We start from the raw sequence: 23,367 nt of genomic DNA, 5'->3' as shown, positions 1-23,367 counted from the left end.
CGCGCTCCTCAGTCCAGGTCACCGGCGCGCCCTCACGACGCTCCTCAGTCCAGGTCACCGGCGCGCCCTCACGACGCTCCTCGGTCCAGGTCACCGGCGCGCCCTCACGGTGTCATGGCGACGCTGCGCGTCGCGTTTCAGCGTGCGGTCCAGCCGCCGTCCACGGGCAGGGATATCCCGGTGATGAACGAGCCGTGCGGGCCGCACAGGTAGGCGACCAGCTCGGCCACCTCGTCCGGCTCTATCAGCCGTTTGATCGCGGCGGGGGCCAGCATGATCTGCTCGATCACCTCGTCCCTGCCGATGCCGTGCGTCTCGGCCTGGGCGCTGATCTGGTTCTCCACCAGCGGCGTGCGGACGTAGGCGGGGCTCACGCAGTTGGAGGTGACGCCGTGCGAGGCGCCTTCGAGGGCGATGACCTTGGACAGCCCCTCAAGGGCATGCTTTGCGGTTACGTACGCGGATTTATACGGCGAGGCGCGGAGCCCGTGAACCGACGAGATGTTGACGATGCGCCCCCACCCTCGCTCGTACATCCCCGGCAGGACCGCCCGGACCAGCAGGAACGGCGCTTCCACCATGACCTTCATGATCTTGGAGAACACCTCCGGAGGAAACTCCTCGATCGGGGCCACGTGCTGGAACCCGGCGTTGTTCACCACGATGTCCACGTCACCGGGGAGCGCGTCCACGAACCCGGGAACCGACAGGTCCGCGACCACCGGTGTCCCCGAGATCTCCATGGCGACCTTCGCCGTGGTCTCGGCGTCTATGTCGACTACCACCACATGTGCTCCGGCGGCGGCCAGCCGGTGCGCGCAGGCGCGCCCGATCCCGCTGCCCGCCCCGGTCACCACGGCCCGCCGCCCCGCTAGGTCAATCATGGTGCCGAATCTAGGCAATGACGTGAATCCCGGCCCATGTAGCTGGTCGACACACTCATCCGAGCGCTTATGTGGGGAGACTCCGCCTGGCCGTCCCGCAAGGTCGGCCTCGCTCCGGGCGTCATGGCGATGCCGGTCTCCCACGGTGCCGTACGGCACCGCGCCGGGATCCGGCCCGCCGCGTCGTGCGGCGGCGGCCAGGGGTGCGGGGCGGTCAGAGCGTGACCGGGTAGGTGAGCGCCAGCTGATCGCCCGGGAGACCGCGGATGCCCCAGTTGACCATGGGCGCCTCCAGGATCACGATCTCCAGGTCCTCGGCGGGGAGGTCGAGGTTCTCCTGGGCCCGGGCGAACAGCGTGCGGATGAGGTCACGCTTGGCCTCGTCCGTCCGGCCCAGGAAGCAGATGATCTCCACGATGAGATATCGCTCGCTCCGCTGCGGGCAGATCAGGTCCTCGGCGTCCATGAGTAAGAACCGGTGGAACCTCTTGTCCGCAGGAAGCCGCCACGCCTCGACCAGGCAGTCGTGAACGGTGTCGGAGATCTCCTGGCGCAGGTCGGACCAGACGTCGCGGCGTCCGTAGAACTTGATCTGGGTCATGTCTCGAAGTCTTTCAGACCCGGATGATCTACGAGGGCGGACGGGTCATGGACAGCACGTCGAGGAGGGTGTCGAGCTGTTCCTCCGTGAGGGTGCCGTTGGCGACGTGCCCGCGTTCGATGACGACCTCGCGGATGGTCTTGCGCTCCGCCAGCGCCTGCTTGGCGATCTTGGCGGCCTCCTCGTAGCCGACGTGGGTGTTGAGCGGCGTGACGATCGACGGCGAGGACTCGGCGTACTCACGCATGCGGTCGGCGTTGGCGGTGATGCCGTGCACGCACCGGTCGGCCAGCAGCCGGGAGACGTTGGCGAGCAGCCGGATGGACTCCAGGGCGTTGCGCGCGATGACCGGGAGCATCACGTTGAGCTCGAAGTTGCCCGAGGCGCCGGAGAAAGCGATGGCCGCGTCGTTCCCGATGACCTGGGCGGCGACCATGCACACGGCCTCGGGGACGACCGGGTTGACCTTGCCGGGCATGATCGAGGAACCGGGCTGGAGATCGGGCAGGTTGATCTCGCCCAGCCCCGTGCGGGGCCCGGACCCCATCCAGCGGAGGTCATTGGCGATCTTGTTGAGTGAGATCGCGACCGTGCGGAGATGGCCGGAGAGCTCCACGATGGCGTCCCGGGCACCCTGGGCCTCGAAGTGGTCGGGAGCCTCGGAGAACGAGAGCCCGGTGGCCTCCCGGAGCTTCTCGATGACCTTGGGGGCGAAGCCGGGCGGGATGTTGATGCCGGTGCCGACCGCCGTGCCGCCCAGCGGGAGCTGGGAGAGGTGGGGGAGCGAGCTCCGCACCCGGGAGATCGCGTTCTCGATCTGGGTGGCGTAGCCGCCGAACTCCTGGCCCAGCGTGACCGGGGTGGCGTCCATCAGGTGGGTACGGCCCGCCTTGACCACCCCCTCGAACTGGAGCGACTTGTTCCGCAGCGCGGTGGCCAGGTGCCGCAGCGACGGGATGAGGTGGTAGGTCACCTCGGTCATGGCGGCGACGTGGATGGAGGTGGGGAACACGTCGTTGGAGGACTGCGAGGCGTTGACGTGGTCGTTGGGGTGGACGGGACGGCCCAGACGCTCCTCGGCGAGGGTGGCGATCACCTCGTTGGCGTTCATGTTGGAGGAGGTGCCCGACCCGGTCTGGAAGATGTCGACGGGGAACTCACCGTCCCACTCGTTCTCGGCGACGTCGGTGGCGGCCTCGGCGATGGCCTGGGCCAGCTCCTTGTCGAGCACCCCCAGCTCGGCGTTGACCTCGGCGGCGATCGCCTTGATCAGGCCGAGGGCGGCGATGTGCGGGCTCTCCAGCCCGCGCCCGGAGACCGGGAAGTTCTCCACCGCCCTCTGGGTCTGCGCCCGCCACTTCGCGTCCGCCGGAACTCGTACGTCGCCCATCGAGTCATGCTCGATCCGATACTCGCTCATGGATCCAGTCTGCGTCCTGTGTGATGAAACAAACCGGGATCCGGCCATTGGGTCGCCGTGACGACGCTCACGCTCGCCATGCGACGACCCCCTTGGGGAGAACCACGACACGCCACGCGAAGGTCGCCCGCCGCGGCCACGAGCCGCTCCCGGAACCACGTGTGTCACGTGGAGGTCGCCACCGTGATCACGAGTGCTCCCGGGGCACGCGCGCGTCACGTGGAGGTCGCCACCGTGGCCGCGAACTCCTCTCGGGGCACGCGCGTCAGATGGAGGTCGTCATCGCCGGCGCGAGCCGTCCCCGGGATCACACGGACTAGGTGAAGGTCGACATGACCAGAATCATGATCACGAACAGGGCGAACACCGCCACGCCCATGAGGACGAATATGCCGGTCCGCTTCCTCTGCACCGAGGCCTTCCGCTCCTCCTGGCCGGGATCAACGGCCGGGCCGCCCTGGCCGGCGATCGCGAAGAGGTCGGTCCCCAGCCCGGGAGGCGGCGGGAAGTTTCCGTTGAACGCGTCGGGCTGCCAGGTCGACGGCGTCCCCCCGGGGCCCTGCTGTCCCTGGACGGGGGCTTCCTGTCCCGGCACGGTCGGGAATCCGTGCGGCGGCGTGTCCGTCAGATCCGGCCTCGCGGCCGGGGAGAATCCGTGCGGCGCGCCGGCCGGCGGCCACTGCGCCGAACCCTCCGGAGGCCGCTGAGGGTAGGCGCCGGGTGGGCCCTGCCGCCCGGCGACGGGCGTGCCGAGTCCGGGGGAGCCGGGCGGTCCCTGTCGTCCCGCGGGGGGCGTGCCAGGTCCGACGGGGCCGGGCTGGCCCTGTCGTCCCGCGGTGGGCGCGCCGGGTCCGGGAGGGCCGGGTGGGCTCGGCCGTCCCGCGACCGGCCTTCCCAGCCCCGGGACGACCGGTCTCTCCACCCATCCGGTCTCCGGGGGGCCGCTCGGAGGCGGGGTCGCCGAGGCGGCCGCGGGAGGGGCCGGAGACGCGAGAGCGGGAGGCTCGGCGACGGGGGCCGGGCCGCTGCCGGGGATGCGGAGGCCGCCCTTGGGCCGGATGATCATCATGGTGCGGTCGGCGTCGTACCCCTCGTCCGTCGGGGCCGCCGCCCTGGGTGCCTGTGAGGCGGGGGGCGTGGGTGCGGGGGCCGGCGTCGAATCCGCCAGATGCGAGGGGGTGTCGGCCACGGCCCGGAGTATCGCGTTCGCCTGGGCGGCCGTCAGCCGCGTCTTGTAGTCCCTGTTCAGGAGCTGCTCCAGCACCGGGCGGAGCGGTCCGGCCTGGGTCGGAGGGTCCACCTGCTCGCTCATCAGAGCGGCCAGGGTCTCCGACACCGAGGAGCGTTCGTAGGCCGGGCGGCCCTCCACCGCGAAGTACAGGGTGGCTCCCAGCGACCAGAGGTCCGACTCGGGCCCGGTGTGCTCGCCGCGGGCCCGCTCGGGCGCCGTGTATCCGGGGGAACCGATCACCATGCCGGTCCTGGTGAGACTCGTGTCGCCCTGGGCCTTGGCGATGCCGAAGTCGGTGAGCACCACCCGGCCGCTCTCGGTGATCAGCACGTTGCCGGGCTTGACGTCGCGGTGGAGCACGCCCTGGGCATGGGCGGCCCGCAGCGCGCCCAGAAGATCTACCCCGATCTCGGCGACGAGCCGGGGTGGCAGCGGCCCCTCCTCCTCGATCACTCTTTCGAGGGAGCGCGCCTGGACCAGCTCCATGATGATCCATGGGCTGCCGTCCTCGACGATCGCATCGTGGATCGTGGCCACGGAGGGATGGCTGATGCGAGCGGCCATACGACCCTCACGGATCATGCGTTCCCGAAGTTCGGTGCGTTGGGCCTCGCTGAGCCCGGGCTCCTGACGGATTTCCTTGATCGCGACCTCGCGACCCAGGGAACGGTCGTGGGCACGCCAAACGGTGCCCATCGTGCCCCGGCCGAGCGGCGCGATCAGCTCGTAGCGGTCCGCGAGCACGCGCATCTGCTGTTCCGGCATGAGAAGAAGATAGCCATTTCTTCTTGAGAAGTGCTTTATCCCCGCTTACGGAGTTCGCGGGGCCACAGAAGACGAGGCAGCGCCAGCCTGATAAGGGGTGCCACAAATCGGATAAACGGCCTCTTGGTGGGGGGCGCCTCCGTCGGCTTGCGATGCATGCCCTCACCCGGGCGGCGCTGCCCCCGCGGGTGCGGCATCGAGGACGGGCCGGGACGCAGGGGTGGCAGCGGGGCCGACAGCGGGGCCGACAGCGGAGTCGGTGCGGGCGGCGGGGGGCCGACCCGGTGCAGCCCGCGGTGCTGTGAGCGCCGGCCGAACGAGGGTGCGGCGATCGTCGTCGTGTTCCGGACGGTTCTGTTCGCGGGTCTGGTGAGCGGCTCCTCGGCCGTTCCGCCGGCCGCCACCCGGGCGAGCATCAGCGCGGCGCGCGTCGCGTCGAGCCGTACGACCGGGTCGATCTTGAGAAGCCCCTGCAGCACCGGGGTCAGCGGCCCCGCCTTTTCCAGCGGAATCGGCTCGCCGCTGGTCAGGGCGGCCAGCGCGGCGGCAGCCGTACGGCGTCCGTGCAGGCCACGGCCCTCGACGGCGGTGTAGAGGGTCGCGCCGAGTGACCACAGGTCGGCGGCCGAGTTGGCCTTGGCGCCGAGCACGCGTTCGGGGGCGATGTATCCGGCGGAGCCGAGCACGATGCCCGCCTGAGTGATCGACACATCGCCTTCGAGGGCGGCGAGGCCGAAGTCGGTGAGCACGGCCCGGTCCTCGGTCACCAGGACGTTGCTGGGTTTCACGTCGCGGTGCAGGATCCCCTTGGCGTGCACGGCACGCAGCGCGCCCAGGACCTGCCACCCGATCTCCGCCACCCGTTGCGGAGGCAACGGGCCCTCGTCCTGGAGAAGCTGTTCCAGGGATCGGGCACGGAGCAGCTCCATCACGATCCAGGGACGCTCGTCCTCGGTGACGACGTCGAAGACGGTGATGACCGACGGGTGGGCGACCATCGCGGTCGCCCGGCCCTCGCGCTCGGTCCTGGCGCACAGCTCGGCACGGAGTTCTTCGTCGAGGATCAAGGGCAGTCGAACCTCCTTGACCGCGACTTCACGGTCGAGGAGCTCGTCGTATGCTCGCCATACGGTCCCCATGCCGCCGCGCCCAACCGGCTCCGACAGCCGATAGCGCGCTGCTAGGAGGTATCCGGGCGGCGCACGCATGTGGTGCAGCTTACCGATTTGCGTAATGAGACCAGTAGAGACCGGGCCGAATATTCTTGCCAACTTCGGTCAGATTTTCATGCTCGTAACTGTTGGGACACGCTGAGTGACATTCGCCTGGTTGGTCAGACCCTACCGCTTCTCCGCGTAACCGATACGGGCGTTGCGGTAGTCGGCGGCGATAGGAGCGATTTCGGACGCCGAAGGCCCGAGGCGCCGCCAGGGCGTGAGGCGCTGGACGAACTGCTCCGCCCTGGCGAGGAGCGCGCCGTACCCGTCGTCATCGACGGGTTCCCTTGCCTGATGGCGCCGCCGACCGGATCATCGCGATCGGAGAGGCCGAGGGCACGGCTGCGCCCACGGCCGTCGCCCAGCTCCAGCGGCTTGAGCACCTGCGCGGACCGCTCCCGAGCGCCAGGGCCGGCGCGCCGCCCAAACTGCTGCTGCTCGCCCGGTCGGGCTTCACCGACGACCTCGTGCACACCGCCGCGGGGCGCGCCGATGTCGAACTCATCGACATCGGGCGCCTGTACGGCGGAGCCTGAGAATCCGGAAGCGACCGCTCAGCGGCGGCCGATGGACAGGACGGGGCCGGTGGAGTCGGTGAAGAAGTCGTCGCCCTTGTCGTCGACCACGATGAAGGCGGGGAAGTCCTCGACCTCGATCTTCCAGACGGCCTCCATCCCGAGCTCGGGATACTCCAGGACCTCGACCTTCCGGATGCAGTCCTGGGCGAGGCGGGCGGCGGGGCCGCCGATGGAGCCGAGGTAGAAACCGCCGTGGGCCTTGCAGGCGTCGGTGACCTGCTTGGAACGGTTGCCCTTGGCGAGCATGATCTTGGAGCCACCGGCGGCCTGGAAGCGCTCGACGTAGGAGTCCATGCGTCCCGCGGTGGTCGGGCCGAAGGAGCCGGAGGCGTAGCCCTCGGGGGTCTTGGCGGGACCGGCGTAGTAGACGGCGTGGTCCTTGAGGTACTGCGGCATCTCGCCGCCGGCGTCCAGGAGCTCGCCGATCTTGGCGTGGGCGATGTCGCGGGCGACCACGAGCGGTCCCGTCAGCGACAGGCGGGTCTTGACCGGGTAGTTGGTGAGCTCGGCGAGGATCTCCTGCATCGGGCGGTTGAGGTCGATTTTCACGACGTCGTCCGAGAGGTGCTCGTCCGTGGTCTCCGGGAGGAACTTCGCCGGATCGGTCTCCAGCTGCTCCAGGAAGATCCCCTCTGAGGTGATCTTGGCCAGGGCCTGGCGGTCGGCGCTGCAGGAGACCGCGATGGCGACGGGGCACGAGGCGCCGTGGCGGGGGAGGCGGATGACGCGGACGTCGTGGCAGAAGTACTTGCCGCCGAACTGCGCGCCGATGCCGAGCTTCTGGGTGAGCTCGAAGACCTTGGCCTCCAGGTCGCGGTCCCGGAAGCCGTGGCCGGAGGCGGAGCCCTCGGTGGGGATGGTGTCCAGGTAGCGGGCGCTGGCGTACTTGGCCGTCTTCAGGGCGAACTCGGCGGAGGTGCCGCCGACGACGATCGCCAGGTGGTACGGCGGGCAGGCGGCGGTGCCGAGGGAGCGGATCTTCTCCTCCAGGAACTGGAGCATCCGCTTCTCGTTGAGGACCGCCTTGGTCTCCTGGTACAGGAACGACTTGTTGGCGCTGCCGCCGCCCTTGGCCATGAACAGCATCTTGTACTCGTCGGGGTGGCCCGCAGGGTCCTCGGCGTAGAGCTCGATCTGGGCGGGGAGGTTGGAGCCGGTGTTCTTCTCCTCCCACATGGTGATCGGGGCCATCTGGGAGTAACGCAGGTTCAGCCTGGTGTAGGCGTCGTAGACCCCGCGGGAGATGTGCTCGGCGTCGGCGCCGTCGGTGAGCACGTGGCGGCCGCGCTTGCCCATGACGATCGCGGTACCGGTGTCCTGGCACATCGGGAGCACGCCGCCCGCTGAGATCGAGGCGTTCTTCAGCAGGTCGAGGGCGACGAAGCGATCGTTTCCGCTCGACTCGGGGTCATCGATGATCTTGCGGAGCTGGGCGAGGTGGGACGACCGCAGATAGTGGGAAATATCGTGAATCGCGGTCTCGGTCAGCAGCCGCAGAGCCTCGGGCTCGACCTCCAGGAACCTGCGTCCCGCAGCCTCGACCACGCGCACCCCCTCTGCGCTGATCAGACGGTATTCCGTCTCATCCGGTCCCAGGGGAAGCAGGTCGGTGTAGTCGAACTCGGGCATCGTCTTCGATCCTCCGTGCGGGGGCGCCATCTCCGGTCCTCCAAGAGGGTACGGCCTCTCCCGGACTCACCCGATGAGCCCTCCCGCCCGACCTGCCCGCAGGGCCCGCCGGCCGGCGCATCACCCGGCCCGTTCGGCATGGCCGGGCAGGCCGGGTGCCACGGGCTTCCGCCGGTTCTACCTGCGGGCCTGCCGCCCGCCCGCCCGTCGTGACCGTGTACGGAAGGCGCCGCGACCTCCTGCCTGCCGTACGGCTTATAGGGAGAAATCAGCTTTTAAATCCGCATTTGGGACAAGCGTGGATCATTCGTGGCGTCCATCGGGGGCAAGCGTTCGAAACCACAGAGGAAGCTGAAAGAGAGAGCGGACTGAACGTCCGGAAGCCGGAGAACATCATGAACACCGGAAATGCTGATATGACCAGCACCATCATTATGATGGCGATCATCGCGCTCATCGTGGTCGCGGGGCTCGCGGCATCGCTGATCGCGATCGCCCTTCAGAGCATCAAGAGCGTTGATGGGAAGTGCCCCCATTCACCGGCGAGCTGGCCGGAAACGCCGGTGGACGTGCTTCAGCAGCGGGCGGAAACGCCGGAATCCTCGATGGATCCACCCCGGGGACAGGTGAGCCCGCCGGAGCCGTCGGAGAGCCTGTCCCGACAGACGGCGAGCTCGGCGGAGACGCCGGTGGACGTGCCTCGGCAGCGGGTGCGCCCGCCGCGGTCGCCGGTGAGGGGGAGGCCGTCGCGCTGAGACCGATGACGATTCCGGCGACCACCAGGGCGGCTCCGACCAGGTCGGGGACCGAGGGCGTGCCGAGGCCGAGAAGTGCGCCGGTGGCGATGGCGCCCACCGGGATCAGCCCCGCGAACAGCCCCGCGGTCCCCGGGCCGAGCCGGGGCAGGGCGTCGTACCAGAGGAAGAACGCCACGGTGGTGACGATCACCGACTGGTAGCCGAGGCCCAGGGCCTCGGACGAACTCGGCACGCGGAGCATCGCGGTGCCGTCCACGAGCAGGCCGGCGACGGCCAGCAGCGGTACGGCCAGCGTCGCGGTGTAGGCCGAGATGCGGACCGCGCCCAGCTTGGGCAGGAGCGGGATGGCCAGCAGCGAGAAGCAGACCTCGCAGAACAGCGCGACCAGCGACCACAGCAGCCCGGGCAGATCGCCGCTGCCCAGCCCGGTGGCGAGCGTCGCGCCGGACACGACCACCGTCGCCGCCCCGATGACCCGCGGCGTCGGACGGCCGCCGAGCAGGGCCAGCGCCAGCGGGACGGTGCCGAGCACGGTGCCGACCAGGGCCGGACCGCCATGCCGGGTGGCCTCGATCACGGCAACGTTGAAGATCACCAACCCCGTCAGGGACAGCGCGGCCAGCAGCAGGGTCTCGCGGAGCGTGAGCCGGACGAACCCGAGCCCCGCGATCCGGGCGACGGCGAACAGGACGACGGCGGCGAGAAGGTAGCGAAGTGCCTGACCGCCGTAGATCGGATAGTCCTGGATCACACCGGAGACCCCGGCCAGGGTGCCCACCAGAAACATCGCCCCCGCCGCCTCGCCCAGGCCGCGGATCTCCACGCGAGGGTTGGGGGTGCTGACATTTGCGTTCATGTGGGGAATGCTAGGAAGGCAATGGTTCCCTTGTCGGGTCCAATGGAGCGGCGAAACAGAGGACCAATTGGCCGACCTGCATCTCACCGTCGACCGCGCGGCGGGCGGTATCGCCGGCCAGATCGCCCGCGAGCTTCGCGAGGCCGTACGGCGGGGCCGCCTGACGGCCGGGGTCCGGTTGCCCGCCAGCCGCGAGCTGGCCAGGGATCTCGGGCTGTCTCGCGGAGTGGTCGTGGAGGCCTACGAGCAGCTTGTCGCCGAGGGTTTCCTGATTTCGCGGGTCGGCGCGGGCACCAGTGTGGCCCCGGCGGCGTGCCGGCTTCCTGAGGATTCCGGAGACGGCTTCGCACCGCGCGGTCCGCGCCACGGCGACTCCGTGCCACCCGGTCGCGGGTCGCGCCACGGCGATCCCGTACCGCCCGGCCGTGGGTCGTCCGACGGTGATCCCGTGCCTTCCGGCCGTGGGCCGCGCCACGGCGATTCCGTACCGCCCGGTCGCGGGTCGTCCGACGGTGATCCCGTGCCTTCCGGCCGTGGGTCACGCCACGGCGACCCCCTATCGCCCGGCCGTGGGTCGTCCGACGGTGATCCGGCGATGCCCGGTCGTGGGTTGTCGCCTCATGGCGACCCCGTGCCGTCCGGCCGTGGGTTGCCCCACGGTGATCCGGCGATGCCCGGTGGGCCGTCTTCCGGGCGCGGTCCCGCGATGTCCGTACCCGGGCCGTATTACGGGCGCCGTTCCACGTCCCCGGATCTGACGGCCTTTCCCCGCGAGCGGTGGCTGGCCTCGATGAGGAGGGTCCTCACCACCCTGCCCGCCGACGCGCTGGACTACGGCGACCCCGGCGGGATCCCGGAGCTGCGCGAGGAACTGGCCGCCTACCTGGGAAGGGTCCGTGCGGCCGACGTCACCCCGGACAACCTGGTGATCGTGAGCGGGGTGGCACAGGGGCTGAGCCTGACGGTCCAGGCGTTCGCCGGACGGCTTCCCTGGAGCCGGGCGAGCCACGATCTCGACTGGTTCGTCGACTCGGTCGCGCATCCCGCCTCGCGTCCCGGCCGGATCCGGCTGGCCGTCGAGGATCCCACCGGCCTGCGCCAGCTTCCGCTGCTCCGCGCCGCGGGCGCCGACCTGGTCGCGGTCCCCGTGGACGGGGAGGGCGTCGACGTCGAGGCCCTCGCGAAGACCGGGGCGCGGGCGGTGCTGCTCACCCCCGCGCACCAGTACCCGACGGGGGTCGTGCTCTCCCCCTGCCGCCGCGCCGAGTTGATCGAGTGGGCCACCGGGACGGGGGCGATGATCCTGGAGGACGACTACGACGCGGAGCTCCGGTTCGACCGCGACCCGGTGGGCTGCCTGCAGGGGCTCGCCCCGGGCCGGGTGGTGCTGACCGGAAGCATCAGCAAGTCCCTGGCCCCGGGACTCCGCCTGGGCTGGGTCGCCGCCCCGCCCGAGCTCGCCGAGTCGGTGCGGCAGGCCCGCGGTGAGCTGGACCTCGGTTCGTCGGTCCTGGAGCAGCACGCCCTGGCGGACTTCGTCAGGACCGGTGGTTACGACCGGAACCTGAGAAGGGTGCGCCGGGAGTACCGCGCCCGGCGCGACGCCTTCGTACGAGCCCTCGCCGATCACCTTCCCGAGATCACGGTGCACGGTGTCTCCGCGGGACTGCACCTGTTCGCGGAGCTGCCGGACGGCTGGGACGAGTTGTCCGCCGTCCGGGCGGCCCAGGCCTGCGGCCTCGCCGCCGAGCCGGTGGGCCCCATGCGGCACGCGTCTGGCCCGCCCGCTCTGGTGATGGGCTTCGCCCGCCTCCCCGTCCACCACGCCGACGAGATCGTCCGGACTTTCGCGGCCGATCTGCCGCGTTGATCGTGAGACCGCTCGTCTCCCGGTCCGGATCGCCGCCTCATCTTCGAGGTTGATAGATCATCCGAATGTCCTGACAAAGTCTTGACGTTTTCCGGACGGTTCGCTTAGAACTGAAGACCGGCTGCTTTCTCCCAGGGAGGCATCATGCGTGTTGGTCTGCTGGGCCTTGGCAGAATCGGGGCGTTTCATGCCGCGACCCTGGCCGCGCATCCCTGGGTCGACGAACTGGTCGTGAGCGACGTGGACGGCGCGCGGGCGGCAGAGGTGGCCGCGGGGCTGGGAGCCCAGGTGGGAGACGCCTTCGACGCCGATGCGGTGGTCATCGCCACCCCCACGGCGACCCACGCCGGGCTCCTGATGCGTGCCTGCGCCCAGGGGGTGCCGGCGTTCTGCGAGAAGCCGGTCGCGGCAGGCGTGGACGACACGGTCCGGGTGCTCGAGGCGGCCAAGCAGAGCGGGACGGTCGTGCACATCGGCTTCCAGCGCCGCTTCGACGCCGGTTACGTCCGGGCGAGAAATGCGCTGCGCAACGGTGAGCTGGGCACGCTGCACCGGGTGCACCTGCTCTCCGCCGACCCCCACCCACCCGCCGCCGACTACATCCTCACCTCGGGCGGCATCTACCGCGACTGCCATATCCACGACTTCGACATCCTGCGCTGGGTCACCGGCCGTGAGGCCGAGACCGTCTACGCGACCGGTTCCAACCGGGGCGAGGCGTTCTTCGCCGAGGCCGGTGACGTGGACAACAGCGCCGCGCTGCTCACCCTGGACGACGGCACGCTGGTCACCGTGCAGGGGTCCCGCCACAACGGAGCCGGATACGACGTCCGCATGGAGCTGGCGGGCACGCTGAAGACCCAGGTGGTCGGTCTCGACCCGCGCACGCCGTTGACCGGCGCCGAAGGTCTGCAACCGCCAGGCGATCCCTGGCCGGACTTCGTGACCAGGTTCGGGGCCGCCTACGTCGCCGAGCTCGGCGCGTTTCTCAGCGCGGCACGTGGGGAGGCGGACAGTCCCTGCACGGTCGAGGACGCCCTGTCCGCCCTCTATCTCGCGGAGGCCGCCGAGCTCTCCCGGCACGAAGGACGTCCGGTTCGCGTGACGGAGGTGGTCCGTTGAAGACGGCCGGTGCACCGATCTCCTGGGGGGTTTGCGAGGTTCCCGGCTGGGGCCCGCAGCTCGATCGCTCCCGCGTGCTGTCGGAGATGGCGGAGCTGGGCCTGACGGCCACCGAGCTGGGGCCGGAGGGGTTCCTGCCGCCCTCGCCGACGCGCTGCCGCTCCCTGCTGGAGCAGTACGGCCTGCGTGCGGTCGGCGGGTTCGTCCCCGTGATGCTGCACGACGCGGAGCTGGATCCGCTACCGGTGGTCCGGGCGGCCATGCGCGCCTTCAGGGACGGTGACGTGGAGGTGGTCGTGCTGGCCGCGTCCACCGGGGGCGAGAGCTACGACGACAAGCCGGTCCTGGACGCGCGCGGCTGGAAGACCCTGCTGGGAAACCTGCGTCGGATCCTCAAGGAATCCAGGGAGTTCGGCCGTACGGTCACCCTGCACCCGCACGTGGGGACCATGGTGGAGAACCGCGACGAGGTGAACCGGGTGCTCGACGGCAGCGCGATGCCGCTCTGCCTGGACACCGGTCACCTGCTCATCGGCGGTACCGACCCCGGCGAGCTGGTCACCCGAGCCGCGAAGCGGATCGCGCACGTTCACCTCAAGGACGTGGACGCCGCACTCGCCGAGCGGGTCGGAGCGGGTGAGCTGACCTACACCCAGGCGGTCGGGGCGGGCATCTACCGCCCTCTCGGTCAGGGCGACGTGGACATCGCCGGGATCGTCGCGGGCCTGACGAGGGCCGGATACCAGGGGTGGTACGTCATGGAGCAGGACGTCATCCTCGGTCCGGGCGACGCCGACCCGAAGGAGGACGTCCGCGAGAGCCTGGCCTACCTGCGGAGGCTCACGAGCGGTCAGCCCGAGCGGGCCGATCAGGCCGGGCGGGGTGAGGGACGCGCCTGATCGGGGTCTTGACCAGGGGACTGGTCAGGGTGGACATCCACCCGCTCCAGGTGAGGGTGTCCCCGCGGGAGGTGGAGACCCCCGGAAAGTGCCTGGGGAAGGCGCGGCCAACGTGGCCGCCGCCCGGCCATAACGCCGATCGGCGCGCTGCCGAGGTTCCCGGCGAGGAAGGACCTCGGCCCCGGTGCTGGTGGCGAGCCGGATCGCCGCCCCTACCTCTGGGGGCTCTGGGCGGCGAGCTCCGTCCTGGGCTCGAAGCCCTTGGCCAGAAACACGATCAGGGCCACCATGACCACGGCGGGTATGAACGCCTCCCGCGGCCCCACGGTGTCGTTGAGGGTGCCCACCACGGCCGCACCGACGAGGAAGCCGATGTAGTTGAACATGTTGACCCGCGCGATCGCCGTCTCCGCCCCGGTCCCGAGGCGGCCCGCGGCCGAGAACGACTGCGGGGCGATGACGGACAGGCCGATGCCGACCAGGCCGAACGAGATGACGGCCACGAGGACGCCGGGGGCGACGACGATGCCGAGCGTGCCGACGGCCGCGATCACCGCGCCCACGCGGACGACGGGGGCCGGGCCGTACCTGCGCACCGCGAAGTCGCCCGGGACCCGCGCGATGAGCATGGCCGCCTGGTAGACGAGGTAGGCGAAGGGCAGCAGCCAGCCGGTCGCCAGCAGCGCCTTCTCCATGTAGACGGTGCTGTAGTTGGAGACCGCCGCGTCGCCGACGTAGAGGAACGCCATCGCCAGGCAGAGGGGGATGATCGGCCGCCACGGCACCCGGGCCGTCGTCTGTACGGCCTGCTCGGTCGCCCGCTCCTCCTCCCGGCTGTAGAGCCGGGGCAGCATGATCACTGAGATCACCACGCCGATCATCACCGGGATGGAGAACGACCAGGCCAGGTCCATCCCGAGCGCGCTGAAAGCGGAGTTGAACCCGGCGCCCAGCATCGAGCCGACGCTCCACACCGCGTGGAAACCGGTCAGCACGCTCATGCCGTACCGGCGCTCGACCGCGACCGCCTGCATGTTCATCGCCGCGTCCACCGCCCCGACGAACAGGCCGAACACCGCGCTGATCACGTACAGCCCGGCGAGCTGGCCGTTCCAGCCCGACAGGATCACGGCGGCGCAGACGCCCACCTGGGAGATCCGCAGGACCAGGCGGCTGCCGTACCGCCCCGCCAGGAGACCGGCGACGGCGCTCCCGACGCCGGCGATCACCGGTACGAGCAGCAGGACCAGGGTGAGGTCGCCGTCGCTCAGCCCGAACTTGTGCTGCAGATCGATCACATGGGTGAGCAGGGTGGCGAAGCAGAGGCCCTGGACGAAGAACACGGCCCAGGTCGCCACACGGGCTTGAGTGTCACGTGGGGTCGGCACCACGACCTCCATAGAACATGAGGGGGGTTCAAGTTCTCGTCAGGGTATGGGCGCGGTCTCCAAGGGTCAATGATCGGTTACCTGGTATTTCCGCCGGATGGGCGGCCCTCCGAGACCCGGCGAGGATTATCGTCGAAGGGTGGACAATCCCTGGCCCCCGGCCATTCGTCACCACGCCCCTCAGCCCCGCCCCGGCGACCTGCGGGCAGGAGACGCCGACCGCGAGCGGGTGGCCGCCGTACTGGGCGACGCCCTCGCCGACGGGCGGCTGAACCACGACGAGTACGAGGAGCGGCTCGCGGCGCTCTACCGCGCCCGCACCCTGGGAGAGCTCACCGCCTTCACCGCCGACCTGCTCCCGCCCGAGGCCCAGCCGCTGCAGGTCGACGTCCGCCCGGTGACGGCGTTCTTCGGTTCGGAGAAGCGCTCGGGACGATGGGTGGTGCCCAGCAGGTTCTCCGCCACCGCGATCTGTGCCAACGTCACGCTCGACCTGCGCGAGGCGCTGCTCCAGACCAGCCACGTGACCCTCCAGGTCACCGTGATGGCCGGGACCCTCACGCTGATCGTCCCGGAGGGCGTCCGGATCGAGATGCCCGCCTCCGGCTTCATGGCGGGCAAGACGAACCAGGTCCGGCCCGCCCCGGACGGCCCGGTCATCGAGATCACCGGATTCATCACGATGGGCAGTGTCGTCGCCAAGCACCCCAAGCGACCTCGCCGTTCCTGGTTCCGCCGCTGAGCGCCGCCGCCCGGAGCCGTCTTCGGACGACGCCGTCTCAGGTGGCGCTGTCGAAGTTGATCGCGCTGTAGGCGCGCAGCTTCCAGAGCTGGTGCTCGCTCTCGATCTTGCGGATCGTCCCGGAACGGCCCCGCATGACCAGCGAACTGGTGACGGCGGCGCCGCCGCGGTAGCGGACGCCCTGCATGAGCTCGCCGTCGGTGATCCCGGTGGCCGCGAAGAACACGTCGTCCGAACTGACCAGGTCGTCGGTGCTCAGCGTGGCGTCGAGGTCGAGACCCGCGTCCAGCGCCCGGCGGCGTTCGGCGTCGTCCTGCGGCCACAGCCTGCCCTGGATGACACCGCCCAGGCACTTGAGCGCGCAGGCCGCGATGATGCCCTCGGGGGTGCCGCCGACGCCGAGCATCAGGTCCACACCGGTGCCCATGCGAGCGGCCATGATCGCACCGGCCACGTCGCCGTCGGTGATGAGCCGGATCCGCGCGCCGGTCTCCCGGATCTCCCTGATGATCTTTTCGTGGCGGGGGCGGTCCAGGACGACCACGGTCACGTCCGAGGGCGCGCCGCCCTTGGCCCGCGCCACCGCCGCGATGTTGTCGGCCACCGGCGCGTTGATGTCCACCGACGAGGCGGCCTCGGGGCCGGTGACCAGCTTGTCCATGTAGAAGACGGCCGACGGGTCGTACATCGAGCCACGCTCGCTGACCGCGATGACCGAGATCCCGTTGGGCATGCCGAGTGCGGTGAGCCGGGTGCCGTCGATCGGGTCCACGGCCACGTCGCACTGGGCGCCGCTGCCGTCACCGACCTGCTCACCGTTGTAGAGCATCGGCGCGTTGTCCTTCTCACCTTCGCCGATCACCACCACACCGTTCATCGACACCGTGTTGATCAATTGGCGCATGGCGTTCACGGCGGCGCCGTCCGCGCCGTTCTTGTCACCGCGCCCGACCCAGCGAGCCCCGGCCATCGCGGCCGCCTCGGTGACACGGACCAGTTCGAGAGCAAGGTTGCGATCAGGTGCGCGATCGCCCGTCGCGAGCGCGGCGGGGACGGACGTCTGGTCGGAAGTCTGATCGGACATGGTGAGGAACCCCTCTCATGGATTACTCCAACGATCGTAGTTGCCCCCCTCTGACCGCCTGCCGGAGGATAATGTGCCCACCATGAGCAGCGACACGGACCGGCTGGTGACAGGCGTGACCGCACGGACCTCCGAGCGAGGTGCCGCCACGCGCGTCGCACTCCTCGTGGCGGCCAGGGAGGTCTTCGTCGAAAGCGGCTTCGCGGAGTCGGGGGTGACCGACGTGGTCTCCCGGGCCGGGGCGAGTGTCGGCAGCCTGTACCACCACTTCTCCGGCAAGGCCGATCTCTACCTGACGCTGTTCGACGAGTTCCAGATCCGGCAGACCCAGCGGACCAAGCAGGCGGTCCAGGCGGCCCGGGCCGAGGGCGAGAACGACCCGATGCGGCTGTTCATCGCCGGAGCCCGCGCCTACCTGGAGGGCTGCCTGGCCGAGCGGGAGATCTCGGCGCTGTTCCTGCGCGGTGACGGGCCGCCGGGATTCGAGGTCATCATGCGCGACCGGCTGCGCCAGTGGGCCAAGCGCAACGCCACCCTGTTCGAGGGCGACGAGGGAGCCCTGGTCGTGGTCCTCACCGGCGCGCTCGCCGCGGCCGTCTCCGAGGTCGCCCTGTCCGAGGACGAGGACGCCTCCCGGGTTCTGGCCGAGGGCGTGCTGGCCATCATCGGGCAGATCCGCCGTCCCTGAGCGCGCCTTCCACGCTCTGGTCAGGGGCGCGCCGACTGTGATCGGGAAGGTCTGCCGCTTCCGAGGGCGGTTCTCGTGTCCTGGCTGGGGTATGTCGGTCGTGATCGGGCAGAGCTGCCGTCCTTGAGCGCGTCTTCCACGTTCTGATCAAGGGTGTGCCGACCCGTGTTCGGGTGGATCCGTCGCTCCCGAAGGTGGTTCTCGCGTCCTGGCCGGGGCGTGCCGGCCGTCATCGGGCATTCCGAGGGCAGCTCCCGTGCTCGGGCTGGAGCGGCGTCCACCGTCGTCGGGAAGATCGACTGCCCCTGGGACCGGCCCGCGCCCCCGTATGGATAGGGTTGACAGTCGTGCAGAGGTTCACTCAGGGTTTCTACGGCTACGTGGTCGCGGTGCTGGTCTGCCTGGTCGGCGTCGGCATCTTTCTGCTGATCACGCCACAGAGCAGGACCGAGCACATACCAGAGATCGACTTCTCGATCGACGTGGCCAACATGCGTCATATGGCGCCCTACCAGGTCTGGTCTCCCGAGCCGGTGCCCGCCGGATGGATTCCGACCAGTTCCCGGGCCACGAACACCAAGGGCGTGGTGACCTGGCAGCTCGGCTTCGCCACCGCCAAGGGCCCGGACGACGAGCGCTCCCACGCGAGCCTCGCCCAGAGCGACGAGAAGCCCGCGGCCGAGTTCGCCAACCGGATGGCCAACACCGACAAGGCCACCGGCAACGTCCAGATCAACGGCGTGACCTGGCAGCAGCGCTTCCGCGAGGACAAGGACCAGCGCTCCCTCGTACGGCTCCTGCCCGACGTCACGATCGTCGTCACCGGTACCGCCCAGTGGGACGAGCTGTCCGCCCTCGCCGGATCTCTCAAGGAGCAGTCGAAGCTCCCCTCGTAGCACCACGCGGGTCTCGGCGTTACAAGGATCGTCGCCCTCTGATTCCGGGCCGAGCCGTTCTCGCATCGCGCCCTCGTTCTCGCGCGGCACGGCCTGCTTCGGCCGGCGGGAAAATCCGCACGCCCTCTTCTGATCGATGGCATCGGCCGTGAACCAGGGGGCGGGGGTCGACGGCCAGGTCGGCGGCCTGAAATGGAGAAGGAGCGTCTCCACCGGGTTTCCGTCGCTGCTTTCCGTTGATGTTTCCCCCTTTTTTTAAGGATGCTGACTAAGTAGCGTTCCTGGTGTGGTCGCAGGAGCGTCCGGCGAGGGAGGAACCTCATGAAAGCCACCGCCGTCGGTATGCCACTGGCGGCATTGGTCGCCGCGCTGCTGGTCGCGGGATGCGGCGGCCCCGCTTCGGAGCACGCGTACCACCCGCCGGCGCCGAGCGGCCGGAGCGCGGTGTCCCCGCCCCCGGCTGTGTCTCCTGCGTCTCCTGTGTCCCCTGCGGCGAGTACGCCGTCGGGGGCCTTCAACGGCACCGACGTCGGCTGGATGCAGCTGATGATCCCGATGGACGAGCAGCTGCTGAGCATGCTGGAGATGGCCCCGGAGCGGACCTCGAATCCGAAGGTCATCCGGCTGGCCAAGCTGTTCGCCGCCGATCACCGCGCCGAGCTCCTGAAGCTGCGCGCGCTGATGGACCGGTCGGGTGCGCCCAAGACCAACGTGCACGAGGGTCACGACATGCCGGGCATGGTCACCGCGGATGACCTCCGCGTCATCGATCAGACGAAGGGCGCCGCGTTTGACGGGCTCTTCGCCAAGAACATGCGCGAGCATCTGGAACAGGGGGTCCTGCTGTCCCGCGGCGAACAGGGAGCGGGCGCCGACCAGGCCACCAGAGAACTCGCCGGGAGCATCGAGAAGCTCCGGGCCGCCCAGCTCGACCGTCTCTACGGGTGAGGAGCCAGGGCGACCGCCCAGCTTCGGTTGGAATCCGGCTCTCCGGAAGGGTGAGTCCTGGACTGGAGGCCGGCTCTCCGAAGGGTGGATCCCGGGTCGGAACCCGGCCGCCCGGAAGGGCCTGGACCGGAATCCGGCGCTCCGAACGGGCAGGTCCCGGGCCGGAACCTGGCCGACGGGGAAAGGGATGACTCCGGCCGGACCCCCGGGTCGCTCAGAAGGGCGTGTCCCCGACGGAGTCGGATTGCCGACGCTGGGCCATGGCCGCCGCGAGCTTCACCCGGGCGCCCTGGAGCCACTCCTCGCAGAGCGCGGCCAGCTTCTCACCGCGCTCCCAGAGCTCGATCGACTCCTCCAGGGTGAGCCCACCCGTCTCGAGACGGCGGACCACCTCGGTCAGCTCCTCGCGCGCTTGCTCATATGACGGTGTCTTCTCGGATTTCTCATCGGCCACATCCCCCACCCTAGAGTCACCGGCCGACACACGCCCCAGTTCGACGGCCTGCGAGACTGCGTGGATGAGTGTTCGTGGTGCGAACCCCCAGGACATCCCCGAGCTGGTCCGTCTCCGCGAGATTCTGGCCGACCGCATGGCCCAGGACGGCAGTTACCCGATCGAGAGCCAGTGGCAGGAGGCGTACGCCGAAAGCCTCAAGGACCGGCTGGGCAGCCTCGACACGGCCGTTTACGTGGTGGACGCCCCCGAAGAGGGGCTGGCCGCCTGTGGGATAGGCCTGATCTTCGAGCGTTTTCCCGGCCCCAGCCTCCCCGACGGCCGCTACGGCTACATCCAGGGCATGACCACCGACCCCCTTCACCGGCGCCGGGGGCACAGCCGGTCCATCATGGTGTCGCTCCTGCAGTGGTATCGCGACAGCGGGATCCGCAAGGTGGACCTGCACGCGACCTCCGACGGGGAGCCGCTCTACCGGGAGTTCGGCTTCGTCGACGACGGCTACCCCTCGCTCACGTGGCGGGACCGTTCCTGATCGGCCCCGGCTCCGTGACCACCCACACCGCCGGGCCGGTGTGAAAGGCGTCATTCACGTGGCGGAATCGCGCACGTCCCTCGTCACGGGGCGGGGTCGCTCCTGACCGTCACCCGGTCGTCGGGGAACCGGATGGTCAGCTCCTCACCGGGGACGACCTTCCGCGCGAGCCGTACGACGTCACCCGACGGGCGCTGCACGATCGCGTAGCCGCGCTCCAGGGTGGCGGCGGGGGACAGGGTGATCAGGCGGGCGCGCAGGTGTTGCAGCGAGTCCTGGGCGCGGTCCAGGGAGCCGGTGAGGGAGCGCCTCGCCCGGTCCCTGAGCTGCTCGGCCTGCTCGGCCCTGCGTTCGATCTCGCGTACCGGGTCGGCGAGGGAGGGCCGGGAGCGGACCGCGGACAGCCAGGCCGTCTCGCGGTCCAGCCAGCCGCCGACCACCCTACGCCCCCGGTCACGGAGCTGGCGGACCAGCGTCAGCTGCTCGCCGACGTCCGGCACGACCTTCTTCGCCGCGTCCGTGGGCGTGGACGCCCGCACGTCGGCGACCAGGTCGAGCAGCGGGCTGTCCTGCTCGTGGCCGATCGCGCTGACCACCGGTGTACGGCACGCGGCCACCGCCCTGATCAGCGCCTCGTCGGAGAAGGGCAGCAGGTCCTCCATCGACCCGCCGCCCCGCGCGATCACGATGACGTCGATGTCGTCGTCCGCGTCGAACTTGCGCAGTGCCTCGGTGACCTCACCGACCGCGTACGGTCCCTGCACGGCCACCGGCTCGACCTTGAACCGCACCGCCGGCCAGCGGCGCCGCGAGTTTTCCAGCACGTCGCGCTCGGCGGCCGAGTCACGGCCGCAGATCAGCCCGATCGTTCCGGGCAGGAACGGCGGTCGCCGCTTCCTGTCGATCCCGAAGAGTCCTTCGGAGGCGAGCACCTGGCGCAGCCGTTCCAGCCGCGCCAGCAGCTCCCCGACGCCGACCGGGCGCATCTCCAGGGCGGTGAACGCGAAGGAACCCTTGTTGACCCAGAAGTCCGGCTTCAGATGCATGACAACCCGGGCGCCGTCCACCGGCCGGGGAACGGTCGCCTCGTAGACGCCACGAGGGCAGGTGACCCGGGCGGACACGTTGGCCACCGGGTCACGCAACGTCAGGAACACCGTGCCACCTCGGGCGGTCAGCTCGGTGATCTGTCCCTCGACCCAGATGGTGCCGAGCTTGCCGATCCAGCCGCCGACCATCTGCAACACCGTGCGGACCGGGAGGGGCTGCTCGGGGGTGGTCTTCGAACTCATGGCCGGAAGCCTACGCGTCAGACGCGGCTATTCCGCGGCTTCCAGCTTGGCGAGGCGGTTCTCATACATCCGCACGACGGCGTCCCGGGCGGAGGTGGCCCGCTCGTAGGCGATGAGCTCCTGGATCTGCACGGCGGTCTTGCCGCGCATCCGGGCGCGCAGGGATGCGACCGTCAGCTCCGAGTAACCGGGCATCGGCTCGGCCGGGGCGGCGACCGCCTTGGCGAGGAGCTGCTCCCCGGCCGGCTGCGCGGCCTCGGTCTCCGTGATCTCGGCCACAGCGGCGTCCACGGTGCCGGGCTTCACGGTTTCGACGTCCGTGACCTCGGGCTTCGCGGCTTCGGGGTCGGCGGCCTTTGCCTTCGCGGCCCTCGGCTTCGCGACCCTCGGCTTTGTGGTCCTCGGCTTCGCGACCTTGGCCTGCGCGATCCCGGCGTCCGCGGTGTCGGCCTGTGCGACCTCAGCCTGTGCGACCTCGGGGGTGGTGATCTCGGCCCCGGTCTCCGGCGCGGTGGACACGGGAGCGGGAGCTTCGGTTTCGACGACCTTGGCCGCGGAGGCCCTCGGCCTGGCCTTGGCCTTGGCCTTGGGAGCGGGAGCTTCGACTTCGACGGGCTTGAGCTCGGCGGTCTCAGGGGCGGAGGCGTCGACTTCGGCGGGCTTGGCCTCGGTGACCTTGGGAGCGGGAGCGTCGGCGGGCTTGGCCTCGACGAGCTCAGAGGCGGGGGCTTCGGTTTCGACGGCCTTGACCTCGACAGCCTCGACAGCCTCGACAGCCTCGACAGCCTCGGGAGCGGGAGCGTCGGCGGGCTTGGCGGGCTCGGTGACCTTGGGAGCGGGAGCGTCGGCGGGCTTGGCCTCGACGGTCTCGGAAGCGGCAGTGTCGGCTTCGACGGCCTTGGTAACGGGAGCCGCGGCCTCGACGGTCTCGGCGGCGGGGGCTTCGGTTTCGGCGGCCCTGACCTCGACAGCCTCGGTAACGGGAGCCTCGGGAGCAGGAGCCTCGGCTTCGGCCGCCTTGACGGGCTCGGCGGGGACGGCTTCGGGAGCGGGAGCCTCGGCGGGCTTGGCGACGGCGGTCTCGGTCGCGGCGGGCTTGGCCGGGGTGAAGATGACCGGCTCGGATGCCTTCGTGCCGTTGCTCTCGGCGGTGGTGGCCTTGGCGGCGGCCTTCTCCGGGCGGGGGGCGAAGATGACCGGCGCGCGGCGGGCCGGCTTCTCCTCGGCCTTCTCGCCACCCTTCTCCTCAAGGTCGGTCAGCTGGCCGGCGGTCTGCTTGCCGGACGCGTCGCGGTCCTCTTCCTGGCCGCCGAGACCCTTGATCCTGGTTTTCACCCGGTCGCCGAGCAGAAGGGCCTGGCCGACGCCGCTCAGCGCCGTCTGCAGCATGTGAAGCGGAAGGTCCTTCGCTTTCTCGGCGAATTTGCTCATGTTACGGATCATGTCGGGGACTGACATGTCGTCTCCTGGGAGGTCAGTATGGGAAGGCTGTATGTGGCAGGACTGTGTG

21 protein-coding genes and 1 pseudogene are annotated in these 23,367 nt (G+C 70.1%); 10 read left to right on the top strand and 12 right to left on the bottom strand.

Annotated features, from left to right (window positions below; translation table 11 throughout):
• Positions 1 to 137 precede the first annotated feature (137 nt).
• The 5 genes from DKM19_RS41185 to DKM19_RS41165 form a co-directional block, all read right to left on the bottom strand.
• Entirely contained in the window at positions 138 to 884 is a 747-nt protein-coding gene (locus DKM19_RS41185) for a 3-hydroxybutyrate dehydrogenase (protein ID WP_110703654.1), read from the bottom strand.
• 214 nt (positions 885 to 1,098) lie between these two features.
• Entirely contained in the window at positions 1,099 to 1,485 is a 387-nt protein-coding gene (locus DKM19_RS41180; RefSeq protein WP_110703652.1) for a tautomerase family protein, read from the bottom strand.
• Between the two features lie 28 nt (positions 1,486 to 1,513).
• On the bottom strand, positions 1,514 to 2,905 hold the full coding sequence (locus DKM19_RS41175; protein WP_110703650.1) for an aspartate ammonia-lyase: 1,392 nt from the start codon (positions 2,903 to 2,905) through the stop codon (positions 1,514 to 1,516).
• A gap of 316 nt (positions 2,906 to 3,221) precedes the next feature.
• On the bottom strand, positions 3,222 to 4,901 hold the full coding sequence (locus DKM19_RS41170; RefSeq protein ID WP_110703648.1) for a serine/threonine-protein kinase: 1,680 nt from the start codon (positions 4,899 to 4,901) through the stop codon (positions 3,222 to 3,224).
• Positions 4,902 to 4,936: 35 nt separating this feature from the next.
• Positions 4,937 to 6,109 carry a serine/threonine-protein kinase gene (locus tag DKM19_RS41165; protein ID WP_110703646.1) on the bottom strand — a complete coding sequence of 391 codons (1,173 nt, stop codon included), beginning with the start codon at positions 6,107 to 6,109 and terminating at the stop codon, positions 4,937 to 4,939.
• A gap of 296 nt (positions 6,110 to 6,405) precedes the next feature.
• Here DKM19_RS41165 and DKM19_RS41160 point away from each other — a divergent pair, with 296 nt between their 5' ends.
• A complete protein-coding gene (locus tag DKM19_RS41160; RefSeq protein ID WP_110703644.1) occupies positions 6,406 to 6,654 on the top strand; it encodes a hypothetical protein in 249 nt (82 codons plus the stop codon).
• An 18-nt stretch (positions 6,655 to 6,672) separates the two neighbouring features.
• Here DKM19_RS41160 and DKM19_RS41155 read toward each other — a convergent pair whose 3' ends face one another.
• Entirely contained in the window at positions 6,673 to 8,325 is a 1,653-nt protein-coding gene (locus DKM19_RS41155; protein ID WP_089212353.1) for a fumarate hydratase, read from the bottom strand.
• A gap of 507 nt (positions 8,326 to 8,832) precedes the next feature.
• Positions 8,833 to 9,939: a DMT family transporter gene (locus DKM19_RS41150; RefSeq protein ID WP_239513869.1), complete on the bottom strand. Its 1,107-nt coding sequence runs from the start codon at positions 9,937 to 9,939 to the stop codon at positions 8,833 to 8,835.
• Here DKM19_RS41150 and DKM19_RS41145 point away from each other — a divergent pair.
• From DKM19_RS41145 to DKM19_RS41130, 4 genes and pseudogenes are all read left to right on the top strand, one after another.
• Positions 9,938 to 10,228: pseudogene (locus DKM19_RS41145) on the top strand (GntR family transcriptional regulator); the annotation flags it as partial. The gene DKM19_RS41150 and the pseudogene DKM19_RS41145 overlap by 2 nt on opposite strands.
• A 501-nt stretch (positions 10,229 to 10,729) precedes the next feature.
• Positions 10,730 to 11,809, top strand: coding sequence for a PLP-dependent aminotransferase family protein (locus DKM19_RS41140; RefSeq protein ID WP_239514525.1), 1,080 nt, complete (start codon positions 10,730 to 10,732; stop codon positions 11,807 to 11,809).
• A 144-nt stretch (positions 11,810 to 11,953) separates the two neighbouring features.
• Positions 11,954 to 12,931, top strand: a complete 978-nt coding sequence (locus tag DKM19_RS41135) for a Gfo/Idh/MocA family oxidoreductase (protein WP_110703642.1) — start codon at positions 11,954 to 11,956, stop codon at positions 12,929 to 12,931.
• On the top strand, positions 12,928 to 13,830 hold the full coding sequence (locus tag DKM19_RS41130; protein ID WP_110703641.1) for a TIM barrel protein: 903 nt from the start codon (positions 12,928 to 12,930) through the stop codon (positions 13,828 to 13,830). The genes DKM19_RS41135 and DKM19_RS41130 overlap by 4 nt, the downstream gene beginning before the upstream one ends.
• A 212-nt stretch (positions 13,831 to 14,042) precedes the next feature.
• Here DKM19_RS41130 and DKM19_RS41125 read toward each other — a convergent pair whose 3' ends face one another.
• Positions 14,043 to 15,218, bottom strand: a complete 1,176-nt coding sequence (locus tag DKM19_RS41125; RefSeq protein ID WP_110706345.1) for an MFS transporter — start codon at positions 15,216 to 15,218, stop codon at positions 14,043 to 14,045.
• A gap of 139 nt (positions 15,219 to 15,357) precedes the next feature.
• On the opposite strand from DKM19_RS41125, the gene DKM19_RS41120 reads away from it, so the two are divergent.
• Complete coding sequence (locus tag DKM19_RS41120; protein ID WP_239513868.1) at positions 15,358 to 15,960, top strand: DUF1707 domain-containing protein; 603 nt, start codon at positions 15,358 to 15,360, stop codon at positions 15,958 to 15,960.
• Positions 15,961 to 15,997: 37 nt separating this feature from the next.
• On the opposite strand, the gene glpX is transcribed toward DKM19_RS41120, so the two are convergent.
• Positions 15,998 to 17,044 (bottom strand): class II fructose-bisphosphatase, encoded by a 1,047-nt coding sequence (glpX, locus tag DKM19_RS41115; protein WP_110703639.1) that lies wholly within the window; start codon positions 17,042 to 17,044, stop codon positions 15,998 to 16,000.
• A gap of 82 nt (positions 17,045 to 17,126) precedes the next feature.
• On the opposite strand from glpX, the gene DKM19_RS41110 reads away from it, so the two are divergent.
• From DKM19_RS41110 to DKM19_RS41100, 3 genes are all read left to right on the top strand, one after another.
• The gene (locus DKM19_RS41110) at positions 17,127 to 17,732 is read left to right on the top strand and encodes a TetR/AcrR family transcriptional regulator (protein ID WP_110703638.1); all 606 of its coding nucleotides are present in this window, start codon (positions 17,127 to 17,129) and stop codon (positions 17,730 to 17,732) included.
• Between the two features lie 347 nt (positions 17,733 to 18,079).
• Complete coding sequence (locus tag DKM19_RS41105) at positions 18,080 to 18,628, top strand: DUF4245 domain-containing protein (protein WP_110703637.1); 549 nt, start codon at positions 18,080 to 18,082, stop codon at positions 18,626 to 18,628.
• A gap of 321 nt (positions 18,629 to 18,949) precedes the next feature.
• Positions 18,950 to 19,576 carry a DUF305 domain-containing protein gene (locus tag DKM19_RS41100; RefSeq protein WP_110703636.1) on the top strand — a complete coding sequence of 209 codons (627 nt, stop codon included), beginning with the start codon at positions 18,950 to 18,952 and terminating at the stop codon, positions 19,574 to 19,576.
• Positions 19,577 to 19,790: 214 nt separating this feature from the next.
• Here DKM19_RS41100 and DKM19_RS41095 read toward each other — a convergent pair whose 3' ends face one another.
• On the bottom strand, positions 19,791 to 20,030 hold the full coding sequence (locus DKM19_RS41095) for an exodeoxyribonuclease VII small subunit (RefSeq protein WP_089212362.1): 240 nt from the start codon (positions 20,028 to 20,030) through the stop codon (positions 19,791 to 19,793).
• Positions 20,031 to 20,094: 64 nt separating this feature from the next.
• Between DKM19_RS41095 and DKM19_RS41090 the strand changes: the two genes are divergently transcribed.
• Positions 20,095 to 20,565 (top strand): GNAT family N-acetyltransferase, encoded by a 471-nt coding sequence (locus DKM19_RS41090; protein WP_110703634.1) that lies wholly within the window; start codon positions 20,095 to 20,097, stop codon positions 20,563 to 20,565.
• 83 nt (positions 20,566 to 20,648) lie between these two features.
• On the opposite strand, the gene xseA is transcribed toward DKM19_RS41090, so the two are convergent.
• Positions 20,649 to 21,857, bottom strand: a complete 1,209-nt coding sequence (gene xseA, locus DKM19_RS41085; RefSeq protein WP_110703632.1) for an exodeoxyribonuclease VII large subunit — start codon at positions 21,855 to 21,857, stop codon at positions 20,649 to 20,651.
• Between the two features lie 27 nt (positions 21,858 to 21,884).
• Entirely contained in the window at positions 21,885 to 23,315 is a 1,431-nt protein-coding gene (locus tag DKM19_RS41080; RefSeq protein ID WP_110703630.1) for a hypothetical protein, read from the bottom strand.
• Positions 23,316 to 23,367 lie beyond the last annotated feature (52 nt).

It is taken from the genome of Streptosporangium sp. 'caverna' (assembly GCF_003203775.1).
GTDB lineage: Bacteria > Actinomycetota > Actinomycetes > Streptosporangiales > Streptosporangiaceae > Streptosporangium > Streptosporangium subroseum.
The sequence above is the reverse complement of the archived record's forward strand: the minus strand, read 5'-3'. Positions and strand labels throughout refer to the sequence as shown.